The 12,461-nt window shown below is 62.5% G+C and carries 11 protein-coding genes; 3 read left to right on the forward strand and 8 right to left on the reverse strand.

Annotated elements, in window-relative coordinates; all coding sequences use genetic code 11:
• Nucleotides 1-5: 5 nt before the first annotated feature.
• From ACQR1X_RS25225 to ACQR1X_RS25235, 3 genes are read right to left on the reverse strand one after another with little or no spacing between them, the layout of a single operon-like run.
• Complete coding sequence (locus tag ACQR1X_RS25225; protein WP_409997899.1) at nt 6-731, reverse strand: ABC transporter ATP-binding protein; 726 nt, start codon at nt 729-731, stop codon at nt 6-8.
• Complete coding sequence (locus ACQR1X_RS25230; RefSeq protein WP_434899813.1) at nt 724-1,533, reverse strand: ABC transporter ATP-binding protein; 810 nt, start codon at nt 1,531-1,533, stop codon at nt 724-726. Before ACQR1X_RS25230 ends, ACQR1X_RS25225 begins: the two co-directional genes overlap by 8 nt.
• Nucleotides 1,534-1,535: 2 nt before the next feature.
• Nucleotides 1,536-2,744 (reverse strand): ABC transporter substrate-binding protein, encoded by a 1,209-nt coding sequence (locus ACQR1X_RS25235; protein ID WP_434899814.1) that lies wholly within the window; start codon nt 2,742-2,744, stop codon nt 1,536-1,538.
• A gap of 157 nt (nt 2,745-2,901) precedes the next feature.
• Between ACQR1X_RS25235 and ACQR1X_RS25240 the strand changes: the two genes are divergently transcribed.
• A complete protein-coding gene (locus ACQR1X_RS25240) occupies nt 2,902-3,888 on the forward strand; it encodes a sugar-binding transcriptional regulator (protein ID WP_434899815.1) in 987 nt (328 codons plus the stop codon).
• A gap of 89 nt (nt 3,889-3,977) precedes the next feature.
• Here the strand turns inward: ACQR1X_RS25240 and phnY are convergent, their stop codons facing one another.
• From phnY to aepX, 5 genes are all read right to left on the reverse strand, one after another.
• Nucleotides 3,978-5,420 carry a phosphonoacetaldehyde dehydrogenase gene (gene phnY / locus ACQR1X_RS25245; RefSeq protein ID WP_434899816.1) on the reverse strand — a complete coding sequence of 481 codons (1,443 nt, stop codon included), beginning with the start codon at nt 5,418-5,420 and terminating at the stop codon, nt 3,978-3,980.
• 15 nt (nt 5,421-5,435) lie between these two features.
• A complete protein-coding gene (locus ACQR1X_RS25250) occupies nt 5,436-6,422 on the reverse strand; it encodes a DMT family transporter (protein WP_434899817.1) in 987 nt (328 codons plus the stop codon).
• A gap of 14 nt (nt 6,423-6,436) precedes the next feature.
• Nucleotides 6,437-7,579: a phosphonopyruvate decarboxylase gene (aepY, locus tag ACQR1X_RS25255; RefSeq protein ID WP_434899818.1), complete on the reverse strand. Its 1,143-nt coding sequence runs from the start codon at nt 7,577-7,579 to the stop codon at nt 6,437-6,439.
• 70 nt (nt 7,580-7,649) lie between these two features.
• Entirely contained in the window at nt 7,650-8,600 is a 951-nt protein-coding gene (locus ACQR1X_RS25260) for a methyltransferase (protein ID WP_434899819.1), read from the reverse strand.
• Between the two features lie 167 nt (nt 8,601-8,767).
• The gene (gene aepX / locus ACQR1X_RS25265) at nt 8,768-9,646 is read right to left on the reverse strand and encodes a phosphoenolpyruvate mutase (RefSeq protein ID WP_434899868.1); all 879 of its coding nucleotides are present in this window, start codon (nt 9,644-9,646) and stop codon (nt 8,768-8,770) included.
• 390 nt (nt 9,647-10,036) lie between these two features.
• On the opposite strand from aepX, the gene ACQR1X_RS25270 reads away from it, so the two are divergent.
• Both ACQR1X_RS25270 and ACQR1X_RS25275 read left to right on the forward strand, forming a co-directional pair.
• Complete coding sequence (locus ACQR1X_RS25270; RefSeq protein ID WP_434899820.1) at nt 10,037-10,972, forward strand: hypothetical protein; 936 nt, start codon at nt 10,037-10,039, stop codon at nt 10,970-10,972.
• A 1,000-nt stretch (nt 10,973-11,972) separates the two neighbouring features.
• Nucleotides 11,973-12,422 carry a hypothetical protein gene (locus tag ACQR1X_RS25275; protein ID WP_434899821.1) on the forward strand — a complete coding sequence of 150 codons (450 nt, stop codon included), beginning with the start codon at nt 11,973-11,975 and terminating at the stop codon, nt 12,420-12,422.
• The last annotated feature ends 39 nt before the right edge of the window (nt 12,423-12,461 follow it).

Here is a 12,461-nt window from a genome sequence, read left to right on the forward strand (position 1 = left end):
AAGATTCACACGGCAACGTATTTGGAGAGGCGCGCTTCGATGCGCTCGGCCTCGCAGGTCGGGCAATTGTCGACAACCAGTCCGTTCTCGATTGCAACAACCCGGTCAGCGACGCCCAGCACGAAAGCGAGGTTCTGCTCGACCAGCAGGATGGTGTAGCCGCGCTGCTTGAGCGCGGTGATCGCCTGTTCGATCTGGTGGATGATGATGGGGGCCAGCCCCTCCGTCGGCTCGTCCAGCAGCAGAGTTCGGGCACCGGTTCGCAGGATCCGCCCGATCGCCAGCATCTGTTGTTCGCCGCCGCTCAGCTGCCCGCCGAGATGGCGGGTCCGCGACCTGAGATTCGGAAACAGTTCGAAGATCTCATCATCACTCATGCCGGAGCCGCCCAGCGTGGGCGATAGCGCCATGTTCTCGGCCACGGTGAGGCTGGCGAAGATCCCTCGCTCTTCCGGACAGTAGCCGAGACCAAGATGCGCGCGCTCCGATGGACGCAGCGAACGCACCTCTCGCCCCTGCACCAGCACATGCCCCGACTGCCGCTGCAACAGGCCCATGATGGCGCGCAGGATGGTGCTCTTGCCGGCGCCGTTGCGGCCCAGCAGCACGACGACCTCACCCTCCGATACGGTGAAGTCGATCCCGAACAGCGCCTGGACCTCGCCATACCAGGCCTTGAGGTTGGATATCGCAAGGGGAAGGCCTGCTTCGCTTCGTTCCGGATCAAGCATCAGCGGCTGCACCCAGATAGGCGGCGCGGACGCGGTGGTCGCGCGCAACGTCTTGATAGGATCCGTCGCTCAGAACGGCCCCGTTCGCCAGGACGGTGACGTGGTTCGCGAGCCGCTCGACGACCTTGAGATTGTGTTCAACCAGCAGGACGCAGCAATCCTGCGCTGCGTCGGCAATCATGTCGACGACTGGACCGATGTCTTCCCGGCCGAGCCCCGACATCGGCTCGTCGAGAAGCAGGAGGCGAGGTCTGAGGGCGAGCGTGGTTGCAATTTCGAGCAGGCGCCGCCGGCCATAGGAGAGTTCACGCGCCTGCCTGCGTCGGTCGGAGGCCAGGCCAGCTCGTGCGAGCAGAGTCTCGTTGTGAGGGGCGAGATCGCCGCTGACGCGGCGGCGCAACAGCCGGAGTGGTGGGCTGGCATGGGCCTGCGCCACCAACATGTTCTCCTCGACCGACAATTCGGGAAATACCGCGCAGATCTGGAAAGATCGGGCCAGCCCGAGCCTGGCCAGCCGATTGGCAGGCCAGGCCGTGACGTCGCGTCCAAACAGTTCGATCTGGCCGCGGGTGGGCTTGATGAAGCCGCTGATCGCGTTGAAGAGGGTGGATTTGCCTGCTCCGTTGGGACCGATCACCGCATGAATGCAGCCTTCCCGAAGGTCGAGCGACACCTCGTTCAAGGCGACGAAGTCCTTGAACTGAACCGTCAGAGCACGAACCTTCAGCACGGGATTGGTCGGCAGCGGAGCAGAGACAGCTCTCGGATCTTCGAAAGCCTGGAGCGAGGCGCTGGCTACCATGTCTATTGCGCCTTGGCCGCCTGCGAGCCGCAGCCGGATGCCGACGCGGGACGGAATGCCGTGCTCGCAGGAACCGTGGCCGTGCGGACGTAGAAGTCCCACGGCTCCTTGCTTTCGGCAGGTGCCTTCACGCGATAGACGCCGATCTCATAGGTCACCCGTCCATTCGCCTGAATGTGCGCTTCGCGGCCGAAGCGGTCGACCGGCAGCTGCCGCATCTGGTCGTTGACAGAAGCGGCGTCGTCGCTGTGCCCTGCCCGTGCGGCCTTCAAATAGTGCAGGACGCTGACATAGACGCCGGCCTGCTCACGCGTTGGCATCCGTCCGTGGGCGGCAAAAAACCGCCGGGCGAATGCGCGCGTCGCATCATTGTCGTTCCAGTAGAAGCCGGTGCTGATGATCAGGTTCTGCGCCGTCTCCAGACCGATACTGTTGATATCCGTCACGAAGGCATGCAGCGCGGCCAGCTTCTGCCCGGCCCGCCCTATCCCGAATTGGCCGGCTTGCTTGATGGCGTTGACGGTGTCGGCGCCGGCGCTGGCAAGCGCGATCACCTCGGCGGAGGAGCTGCGGGCCCTCACCAGGAGAGTGGAAAAGTCGGCGGTTCCGAGCGGATGGCGAGCGCTGCCGATCACCTTGCCGCTGCGCTCGTCCACGACCTGTTGCGCCACTCCCTCCAGATCATGGCCGAAGGAATAATCCGCGGTGAGGAAGAACCAGCTCTTCAAGCCCTGGTCGAGTAGCGACGCCGCAGTGCCGCGGGCCAGCGCATAGGTGTCGTCGGTCCAGTGCGTGACATAGGGCGAACAATAGCGGCCCGTGATGTCGGTGGAGGCTGCGCCGGAAATTAGAAGCGAGCGCTTCTTGTCGGTTGCGAGCGGGATCAGTCCGAAAACCACGCCCGAATGCGGCAGATCGACGATGGCATCGACGCCGCGCCGGTCAAACCATTCGCGGGCGATGCCGGATGCGATGTCCGGCTTGTTCTGATGATCTGCCGTGATGATCTCGATCGGGGTGCCGTCGACGGTTCCTCCGAAATCGGCAACAGCCATCCGGGCCGCGAGGATCGAGCCAGGACCACCAACGTCGGCGACCACGCCGCTCTGATCTCCCATGACGCCGATCACGACCTTGCCGTCCGAGAATTCGGCCAATGCGGCACTCATCGAGACGGACAGAAATGCAACCGACAGCAGTAGGCTTCGCATGGTCAGGCCCCCCATTTTTGGTAGGGGGTACTTAACCCGCTTCGCTGACACATTTGTGACGTGTAAGGTACAATTGGGCTATCCGGTATGGCAGTTGTCGTAGCGACCGCGACGGGGCACACATGGGTCCTGACCCAAACCCGACTCAGGCTGTGACGTGACCACCTCAAACCTGAAACTGCGCGACGGCGAGACCGACAACGCCGATACGATCCTGGAAGACCGGGTCCTGGTTGCCAGAATATGCTGGTACTACTTCAAGGAAGGGCAGACCCAGGAAGCGATATCGCAGCGGCTGAACATGACGCGGAAGCGCGTCAACCGGATCCTCGGGCTCGCGCGGGAAAGCGGCTTCGTACAGATCACGATCACCGATCCCGCCGGGCAGAGAACGAAACTCGAGGCGGAGCTCGCTGCACGATACGGCTTGACGCAAGCCATCGTGGTCCCAACCCCTATGACCGACCCGGACGTCAGGTCGTTTCTGGGAGCGGCAGCTGCCAACTACGTTGCTGAACAGCTCCCCGCGGATGGCTCGCTTGGGATCACCTGGGGAGGGACGATCAACGCAGCCGCCCAGAACCTGAGGCCGCGTCAGGGTCAGAACACCAAGGTCGTCCTGCTCTGCGGCGGATTGGCGGAAAGCGCGCCGATCAATCCGTACGACAACGCTGCGATGATCGCTCGCGCACTCGGAGCCCGCTGCTATTATCTCACCGCGCCCATGTTCGTCGACGACGCGGCCTTCCGAAACCTGATCGTGGACAGCGAGCCGGTTCGCTCCGTGCTGGCCATGGTGCCAAGTTTGGACATGGCCCTCTTGAGCGCGATCGACCTTTCCGAGCAGTCCAAGGTGCTCGAATACAACGTCATCTCGCGCAAGACCTGGACATCGCTGCGAGCGGCCGGCGCGGTCGGAGACATTTGCGGCCACTACCTCGATCGCGGTGGCAAACGGGTGGATCATCCGCTGTCGCGGCGGACCATCAATCCGCCCTGGGAGCATATTCATCGGATCAAGCACCGGGTTCTGGCAGCGGGAGGACTGCAGAAGGTCGCGATCATTCGCGCCGCGCTGCTGGCCGGGCTCTGTCATGTTCTCGTGACTGATGAAAATGCGGCGGAGAAGCTGCTGGTCGACTAGGTGGGCATTGCATGCGCGGCCGCTTCGTTCCTGGCGCGGCGGCTCGACCGCTTACTCGCTCGGTGGCAGCCGGCGAGCAGGTCGAGGCCCTAGACCGGCCAGGGCAGGGAGTAGGTTTTCACCTGCGTGAAGCTGCGCATTGCCTCCAGGATGCCCTCCTTGTGACCGAGGCCGGACTGCTTGATGCCTCCGAACGGAGTGAGTTCGGTGCGATAGCCGGGAACTTCCCACACATTGACGGAGCCGACCGCGAGGCCCTCGATGAGCCTCGTGACGTGATCGAGGCGGTTGGAGCAGACGGCGGCGGAAAGTCCGAACTTGGTGGCGTTCGCAATCCTGATGATCTCGTCGATATCATTGTTGCATCGGATGATCGGCAGAACCGGGCCGAACGTCTCCTCGGCAACGAGCTCGCAAGCGGGCGAGACATGATCGAGCAGGGTGAGAGGATAAAAGGCGCCGCGAGGTTCACCGCCGAGCAGAAGCCTGGCACCTGCCGCGACCGCACCGGCCACGCGTCTGGCAATCAGCTGAGCTGCGTCTTCGCTGATGACGGTGCCGAGATCAACGCAAGGATCGCTGGGGTCGCCTGTTGAGAGCTGCTGCATGTGGTGCAGGGCACGCTCGGCGAAGTGATCGGCAAGCTCCTCCACGACGAGCGCCCGCTTCACGGCCGTACAGCGTTGACCGGAATGTCTGACTGCGCCCTGCACGGCCAGATGCGCGGCCCGATCGACGTCCGCATCCGAAAGGACGATGAACGGATCGTTCCCACCCAGTTCGAGGACGAGCCGCCGGTAACCTGCCCGTTCCGCGATCTGGTGCCCGACGCGAACCGACCCCGTGAATGTCACGAGCTCGGCGTCCTCATCGGTGAACACGCAATCTCCAAGATCGCGCGGCGTTCCGGTCACGATCGAGAGCATGCCCTCCGGCAAGCCTTGTTCGCGGAGGATTCTGCCCAGCGCAAGTGCCGTCAGGGGCGTCTGCTCCGACGGCTTGAGCACCACGCGGTTGTTGGTCGCAATTGCCGGCGCCAGCTTGTGGCTGACCAGGTTCAGCGGATGATTGAAGGGGGTGATGGCCGCGATGACCCCCGCGAGCGGCGTACGCATTGAAAAAATGCGCCGCTGATGAGGGGTTCCGCCGATGTCGCCAGGGTAGATCTCGCCATCAGCTTGAATCAGCGCATGGGCGGCAAACGACCAGACGTCGCAGGCGCGCCTGGTTTCATGCAGGGAGTCCCTCAGACAGAGACCGGTCTCGGCGGTTATGAGTTGTGCGAGCCGGTCCTGATCTCTTGCGATCGCGCGCGCCGTGCCGAGCAGGATATCGGACCTTTCGCGGCGGCTCAGCTTCGGGCGGAAGCGCGCGGCCGCCGCGAATGCAGCCCGTATTTGACGTGGCTCTGCCTGCGGCACCGTCCCGACGAGCGCGCCGGAAAAGGGATTCCTGACTTCAATGACGCGATCCGCGTCTGCTGATGCTCCAGCCAGGAGCATCGGCTGGTAGATCGGCTCAACAGCGTCCATGTATGGCTCCTCAACTCAAAGGCTGCGCCGGCTGACGCTTGCTTGCGGCTTGTCGGCCTCGTCGATCTGGCTGAAAGGCGCTCTGGCCGGCTTGTTGCGCGAAGGCCGCTCTTCGCGTTGCCAGATCACGACCGTGACGCCCATGATGATCAGCAGGCAGGCAAGAACCGTGCGCAACGCGAGCTCCTCCCCCTGCAGGATGAGAGCTGAGATCAGCGCGACGACGGGAATGAGAACGAGGCTCTGAGATGCGATCCGCGCCGGAATTGAAGCCAACGCATAGTACCAGGCAACGAATGCGAGGCCGGTCGCTACGATACAGTTGAACGCGATCGGGAAGGCGAGAGCTGAAAGGCGCTTGACCTCGAAATGCGGCTCGAGGACGGCTGAGGCCGTCATGACCGCCATCCCTGCCGCTGCGAGCTGGAATGTGGTCCGGCTCCAGACGTCGATATCGCTGTGAGCTCGGTTGGCGAGCCACGTTCCCAAGGCCCAGCAGATGGCCGCAATCAGCAGCAGGGCAACCCCTTCCGCGTTGTCGAAAGTCATTGGCGCAGCCATAGGCCCGAGGCCATTGGCGCCCAACAACATGATTCCACCAAGCCCGCTCCCGATCGCTGCAAGCTCGAAGCCGGTCTGCCGCCTTCCGTCCAAAACCCACTCAATGATCGCAAGCCAGAGCGGCATCGTATAGAAAATGAGAGCACTTCGGCCGACGTCCAGATATTGGAGCCCAACAAGGCTCAGGCCCAGCCCGCAGGCCATCTGCAGCATGCCCACGGCAAGCAGGTTGAGCCGTCCGCGATCGCCGATGCGGAGCTGATACCCCAAGGCGAGGCGCGCCACCGCGATCGCCACCGCGCCGCCGAGAAGACGCAGTCCTGTAAAGAACAGGGGCGGCGCGATCTGCAGCGCGTCCTTGATGACGAGCCAGTTCATGCCCCAGATCAGGATCACGAAGATCAGGCAGAGGGCTGCCGAAGCAGACGTCTTGCGGACCATCACATCGTTTCCCTTTAGCCGGCAGCTGAAGGTTCAAGAACATGGCGCCCCATGGCGTCCTGGAATCGGCGCTTGTTCCCGACAGGCGTATGGCGGGTGGTCACGCGCGGAAGCGTTGCGGGATGGGAACGATTGATCTTGCAAAGCAGGAAATGCGGGCCCCGCGTCGTCGCAAAGTGCTCCATTGCTTTCAGGATATCCCCGGCTTCAGCACAACGCACCGACGAGCGATAGCCGCAGGCGGATGCGACAAGATCCAGGGACGAGCTTCGTGACGTCGAGGCCTGGCCACCGGTGGATGCGTAGCTTTCATTGTCGAGCACGACGTGGATGAGGTTCTGGGGTTGGGTGTGGCCAATCGTGGACATGACTCCCATGTGCATCAGCGCGCCGCCGTCGCCATCCAGTGCGAGCACGGGACGGTTGGGCATGGCGATGGCGAGGCCTGCCGCCAATGCGCTGCAGTGCCCGAGCGAGCCCTGCATGTAGAAATTCTCGGGACGATCGTTGACCCGGAAGAGCTCTCTCGTGATGAATCCGGTCGTCGAGACGATCGACGTGGTCGGATCGAGCCGCTCGCAGATCAGTTCGATCGCCTCTCCCGCGCTGAGCGGGTAATCGAGCGGTGCGTCAGGGGGCGCCCCTGCGGCGCTCGGCGTGAGCTGGCCCTTTCGCAACAGAACAGCAAAAGGTGCCTCCTGCCGATGTGCTTCAGCGGCGCGGACGAGAAGCCGATCCAGTCCGCCCGTCGTTCCGTCGAACTCGTCCCAGTCGATGGCGAGCTGATCAAGGATCGCCTTGGTCGCGGCACCCATGAAGATGTGCTGCGGCTCATCTGCGCTCTCGTCGGGATGGCCTCGCACCGAGATCAGCAACAGGACCGGGATCCTGTTGACCATCAACAACGAGGTGAGTGGATTGACGACGTGACCAAGACCGGAGTTTTGCAGCGCGACAACGGCGCGCTGTCCAGACAGCGCGGCGCCGGCGGCGAGCGCCACCGCGCTGCCCTCGTTGGCCGCGGGTACGTCGGTCAACGCGCTGCTTTCGGTCGCCCTCTCAAACAGGTCAGCGAAGTGCGAGCACGGAACGCCCGAGAAGAAGGTGTAGCGTGCTGCACTCAATCTCGATAGAAGAACGCTCGTCGGCACGGACATGTCTTTTTGCTCCTGCACAAGGGCATTGGGAGCGGCTCTGCCGCCCCCAATGAATCGACGTCCTGTGACCTCAACTGAGTTTCTTCGCCACGATCAGGCTGCGATTGCAGAGCGATCTGTGGTACTCGACCTGCCCGAATCCGGCCTGTTCGAGCATCCCGCGCATGTCTTCAAAGCTGTAGCAGCAGCCTTCGTAGCCCGTGGTCAGGAGCACCGAATATTCAGCTTCGGCGGCCGGGGCCGGACGCCCGCCGCGATCGTCGGGATGGCAGCTGTAGACAGCAATGCGGCCACCGGGCTGGAGGCTGCCGTGGGACTTGCGCATCAGCAGGCGGACCTTCTCGGGTCCCCAATTGTGAAGAACGTGGGAATAGAGATGAAGGCTTGCATCGCGTGGCAGCGGGTCGACAAACATGTCGCCAGCGACGATACGGACGCGGTCGGGATAGAGACCCCGTGCGATCAGACAGGATCGCGCGAGCTCGTCGACCGGGGGGCGCTCGAAGATGGTCGCGGATAGCCGAGGATATCGCATCAGCAGATGAGCGGAATAGACGCCGGAGCCGCCGCCGATGTCGAGCATGGACGTATCGCCGCTGCAATCGAGCAGGGTAGCGAGATGCGGGGCAAAGATCCGGCCGCGCTCCTCCATGCCGCGCGTGTTGAGGTCCGCGAACTCATCCGTCTGCATCAGATCGTCCCAGCTGGTCGTGTCGCCGCGCGCGACATGCCAGGTGTCGGAGCCGTCGTTCCGCAGGACGTCGTACAGCTCGCGAACCGACGACTTGTACTTCATTGTGGCGATGTAGGAGGCGACATTCTCGTCGGATCGGCTGCTGAGATATCGGACGGCTTCGATGGTGGCGTGAAGTTTTCCGCCCTCGCGGGCAATCAGGCCCCAGGATTCGAAGAGCCTGATCATTGTACGTGTCGGCCGGTCACGAAGCGAGAAATGCTCCCGCAGTTCGTCTTCAGAGACGGGATGACCGTCTAGATAGGTGAACAGGTCGAGCCAGGACACCGCTGCAATGTAGAGGTCGGCGGCGTATGAGCTGTCCCGCCACTTGATGACCTTGGCAATGTCGGGGCGGTCGACCTGTGAGACATCGGTCGGCGTGTCGATGCGAGATGCGAGTGCAGTCGGGGTCATGGGTCTGATCCTTTACGAGAACGGCATGAGTTGTTCGGCTAGTCTGGCTGGCCTGGCGCGGCATTCACGGGCAGGTATCGGGCCTCGGCGCGCGCCAGCTCGTCGTAGTGAAACAGCGAGAAGACATCCTCGAGGGTCGCGACCTCAGCCTCGATCCCCGCGATGCTCTGCTCGGTGATGATGCGCTCGCAGACATTGCGCATCGCGCTTGTCGCGGCGCGCATCGAATGATTGGCCCAGATCACGGTCGAGATGCCGGCAGCACGAAAAGCGGACGCGGGAGTCCGATAGTATTTCGTTGGGACGATCACGACAGGGAGGCGGTTCTGCCAACCATTGGCGAAGGCGAAGATCTCGTCCGCCGTGCTCTTCCGGGAATGGATGAGAATGGCGTCCGCTCCGGCGTCCGCATAGGCGTGAGCGCGGTGAAGGGCCTCGTCCATGCCGTGGCCGGCGATCAAGGCCTCGATGCGGGCGACGAGGACGAGTTCGTCTCCAACCGCATCCTTCACGGCGCGCAGACGCCCGGAGAATTCGCCGGCAGCGGCGAGCGGATGACGATCGCCGACGAACGAGTTCATCTTCGGAAACTGCTTGTCTTCCAGGGCCACACCGGCGGCGCCCCGCTGACGGAGCTTGTGGGCCAGAATGCGCGCATTGTTGAAATTGCCGAAGCCGCTGTCACCGTCGACGAGAACCGGGAGATCAGTCGAATCGACCATGCGTTCGACGACGTCGATGAGCTGGGTCCAGGACGCCTCACTTGCATCGCGATAGCCGAGAGAGCAGGCGATCGACAGGCCGGATGCCCATAGGCCCTTGAAGCCGGCGCGCTCGGCGACGGCGCTTGAGAGCCCATCATGGGCCTCCATCAGAAAGCTCAGATCTCGATTGCAGCAGATCTGCTCGCGGAGCACTGCGGCGCGAGTGACGAGTTCCGGACGATGATCTGCGGTATGACGGATCGATTGCGGTCGCGTGAGCATGCAAGGTCTCCCTTCCCCGTGCGGGTCTGTCATCAACCACTAGTTGACAGTTTTGCGAAGCTGGGATCAATTACTAACTCTGGTAGTCACAGCAGTGCATAGGTTCCGGTGGGGAGGGGCAACGGAGGCGATCTCGCCCGAGGGCGAGCACTGCCGGCGAGCAGGCAAGGGGGCCGCGGCCCTGCCGTGTCCGCTTGCGCCGCCGCGGAAAGTCGCGTGCCTGGAGAGAGGGCGATGGCCGGCCGCTACCTAAGCTTGTAGTAGCGGCGAGGACCGATATGCGTTCAACTGGTTGCTTCGTTCGGCATCCGGATCCGCCGTTTGGCGGATCTGATGACGATACATCAATGGGCGGCAGAGACGCTGGCGCGCTGCCGCGTTCGTATTGAAGATGGCGTGGATCCGATGACAACCATCCTTCTGGACGATCATGGGCGAGCTTGGGATGCTCATTCCCCTGTATTGCGGAGATTCCTGCAATGCCCGGTGTCGGATTTCGATTTCTCGTCCTATGTGGTCGACAATCTTGGATTTGTCGCTGTCACCATGATCGACAGCCGATCAGCCCGGATCCGGCTCAGGCCGAGGACCGCCTGCGGGATCAGCATCGCTTCGGCGCTATATTTCATCGCGGATAGGGCCGTGGAGCGAATCATCGTTGTGAAAACGGGCGATGAAGTTGTCGAGCGAATGTTCCCGAGGGTCGGCCAGGCGATGACCTATATCGGGGATGAGGTCGCGCGAGCCCGCCTGCATCTGTCGCCGGTGTTCAGAAGCCGTGAGTTGCCCATCACTGCGCTTGCCAAAGAGGCAGAGCCTCTTGGGGTCCTGTTCATGCGATGGCTCGAATGTGATCAGGGCCGCGACAATACCGAACTGAAGGGCCTCCTCGATCTACACTCGCTGCAGCGCTTCGTCATCATCGAGCCTGTCGACGGCCGGCTTATCTTCGCTGACATCGGCTCGGGGTTTGAAAGCTTCGGCAGAACCTGGCAGCAGCATGCGCCGGGATTGCCGCTCGAGGAGCAGCCCGACTATCATTACGGCCAATGGGTCCGTGGCGTTTACGACCATGTGCTTCGTACAGGCAAGCCGCTCTTCGACGACGTTGACGCCGTCATCCGGCGCCCGCACCGAAATGACAGGTTGCGGGTGCACTACAGGCGCCTCATCCTTCCCTGCGGTTCGACTGGCTCCAGACCAGCTCGGCTTGTCGGTGCGTCGCTCGTCGAGAACGTCGCATCCACCCCCGGATAGCCGGACGATCCAGCGCAAGGATGGTTGATGCAGCTCTCATGGCGCGTGGTTCGAGTACCACCTTGCGAGCTTTCCGGCTCTTGAACGCCCGCTTTCCATACGCCAGTTGCCTCGCAACTTGGCAATTCGTGGTTTGGCCCGCGGCAACGCGGCACGGCATCCCTTGTTTCTGCCATTGCGCAATTCAAGCGACCATAGTCGTAGCCACCTGCTCAACCGGGACATTTGATTGCGCCGCTCCATGATCTGATGCGGATGCGACGGGAGGGCGCAGCGCGATTGCGCGTGACCGAGCTGGTACCGGCACCTGCATGAATGGGAGATTAGCGCGTTCGCGCCGCAGGGGCATTCTGACCGCGCGAGCTTGAGACTGGTTGTGAGGCGGATCGTGAGACGTCTCGATGCACGATCTGAGAGATGGATCGGATCGATGTTCAATCTGGATGGCGGACCGATTGAATCCAGACTTTGGATCGACGTCCAAATGTGCGCGCCCGGCCCGGGCTCCCATCGCAGTGCCGAGTGGAGGTCGGCAGGCATCTGACTACTCGCGTAAGGCGAGCAATGATGAAGAAGGCTCGCCAAGCAATAGGCCGCACTACGGATGCCTGAACCAGTGACGCCGCCGCCGGCGTAGGACCACCAATCTCGGTAGCTCGCCAAGCGCAAGCTTGCGTGACATGAATGGGTCAGGCTAGCCGAGCGCAACCTCTCTTTCTGTGTCGGGTCATCTCGCGGCATGAGCCGGCGTCAAAGAAGACGCCTTATCCGGCGCTCGCCATGTGAGCTCTCCGCGTTGAGTCGTCACTGGACTCTGGCAGTCTGGGACCTATTGATTACGGCCTGAAACAGATATTGTATTGATGTTGATACGACTGGGCGATATCGTCTCACGTCGAGAAGGAGAGGCGGACGGTGTCCGCTGGGTGCACGTCGATCCCTTGCAACCGACCGGCTGTCGGCGACCTTCCACCGACCGTTTTCGGCCTGGAGTTCGGTGATGTCTCTTGATGAAACACTGCGGATTTTGGCAACCGTCGAGCCTGGTGGTCTGATGCTCGATGAGCAAGCCATCGAAAGCAATCCCGATGCCGTGCTGGTTGCTCTTGGCCGCAGCTTTGAAACGCTCTCCGCGGAACTCGTAACTCTCCAACAGCAAGATGCGCAATCAGCTGCCGTCACCTGCGATGCCAAATCGCAGGTGACCGCCGTGGTCGCGCCCTGCGTAGAGCGCATCGAAGCGATCTTGAGCTCGCTTGACCCGATTGAGCGCGCCATCATGGCGATTCCAGCCAGAACGGTCGTCGGTCTGGGGGTAAAGGCACGACATGCTGCACATGTGCTATCGAACTACTGGACGGACGTCCCCGAGAGGCTCGACTGGGATGCCCGGACAGTGCGGCATCTCATCGAATCCGCTTGTTCAGTCGCCGGTGTAGAGCTGAGCTAAGCTAGGGTCTTTTCTGCGGGCCGTCTCCGTCATGGGGCG

The sequence above is a fragment of the Bradyrhizobium sp. HKCCYLRH3073 genome, assembly GCF_051167995.1.
In the GTDB taxonomy this organism is placed as follows: Bacteria; Pseudomonadota; Alphaproteobacteria; order Rhizobiales; family Xanthobacteraceae; genus Bradyrhizobium.

Excerpts from the sequence above, each read along its gene's own strand:
- ACQR1X_RS25225 (WP_409997899.1), bottom strand. The coding sequence starts at position 731 with ATGCTTGATCCGGAACGAAGCGAAGCAGGCCTTCCCCTTGCGATATCC.
- ACQR1X_RS25230 (WP_434899813.1), bottom strand. The coding sequence starts at position 1,533 with ATGGTAGCCAGCGCCTCGCTCCAGGCTTTCGAAGATCCGAGAGCTGTC.
- ACQR1X_RS25235 (WP_434899814.1), bottom strand. The coding sequence starts at position 2,744 with ATGCGAAGCCTACTGCTGTCGGTTGCATTTCTGTCCGTCTCGATGAGT.
- phnY (WP_434899816.1), bottom strand. The coding sequence starts at position 5,420 with ATGGACGCTGTTGAGCCGATCTACCAGCCGATGCTCCTGGCTGGAGCA.
- ACQR1X_RS25250 (WP_434899817.1), bottom strand. The coding sequence starts at position 6,422 with ATGGTCCGCAAGACGTCTGCTTCGGCAGCCCTCTGCCTGATCTTCGTG.
- aepY (WP_434899818.1), bottom strand. The coding sequence starts at position 7,579 with ATGTCCGTGCCGACGAGCGTTCTTCTATCGAGATTGAGTGCAGCACGC.
- ACQR1X_RS25275 (WP_434899821.1), top strand. The coding sequence starts at position 11,973 with ATGTCTCTTGATGAAACACTGCGGATTTTGGCAACCGTCGAGCCTGGT.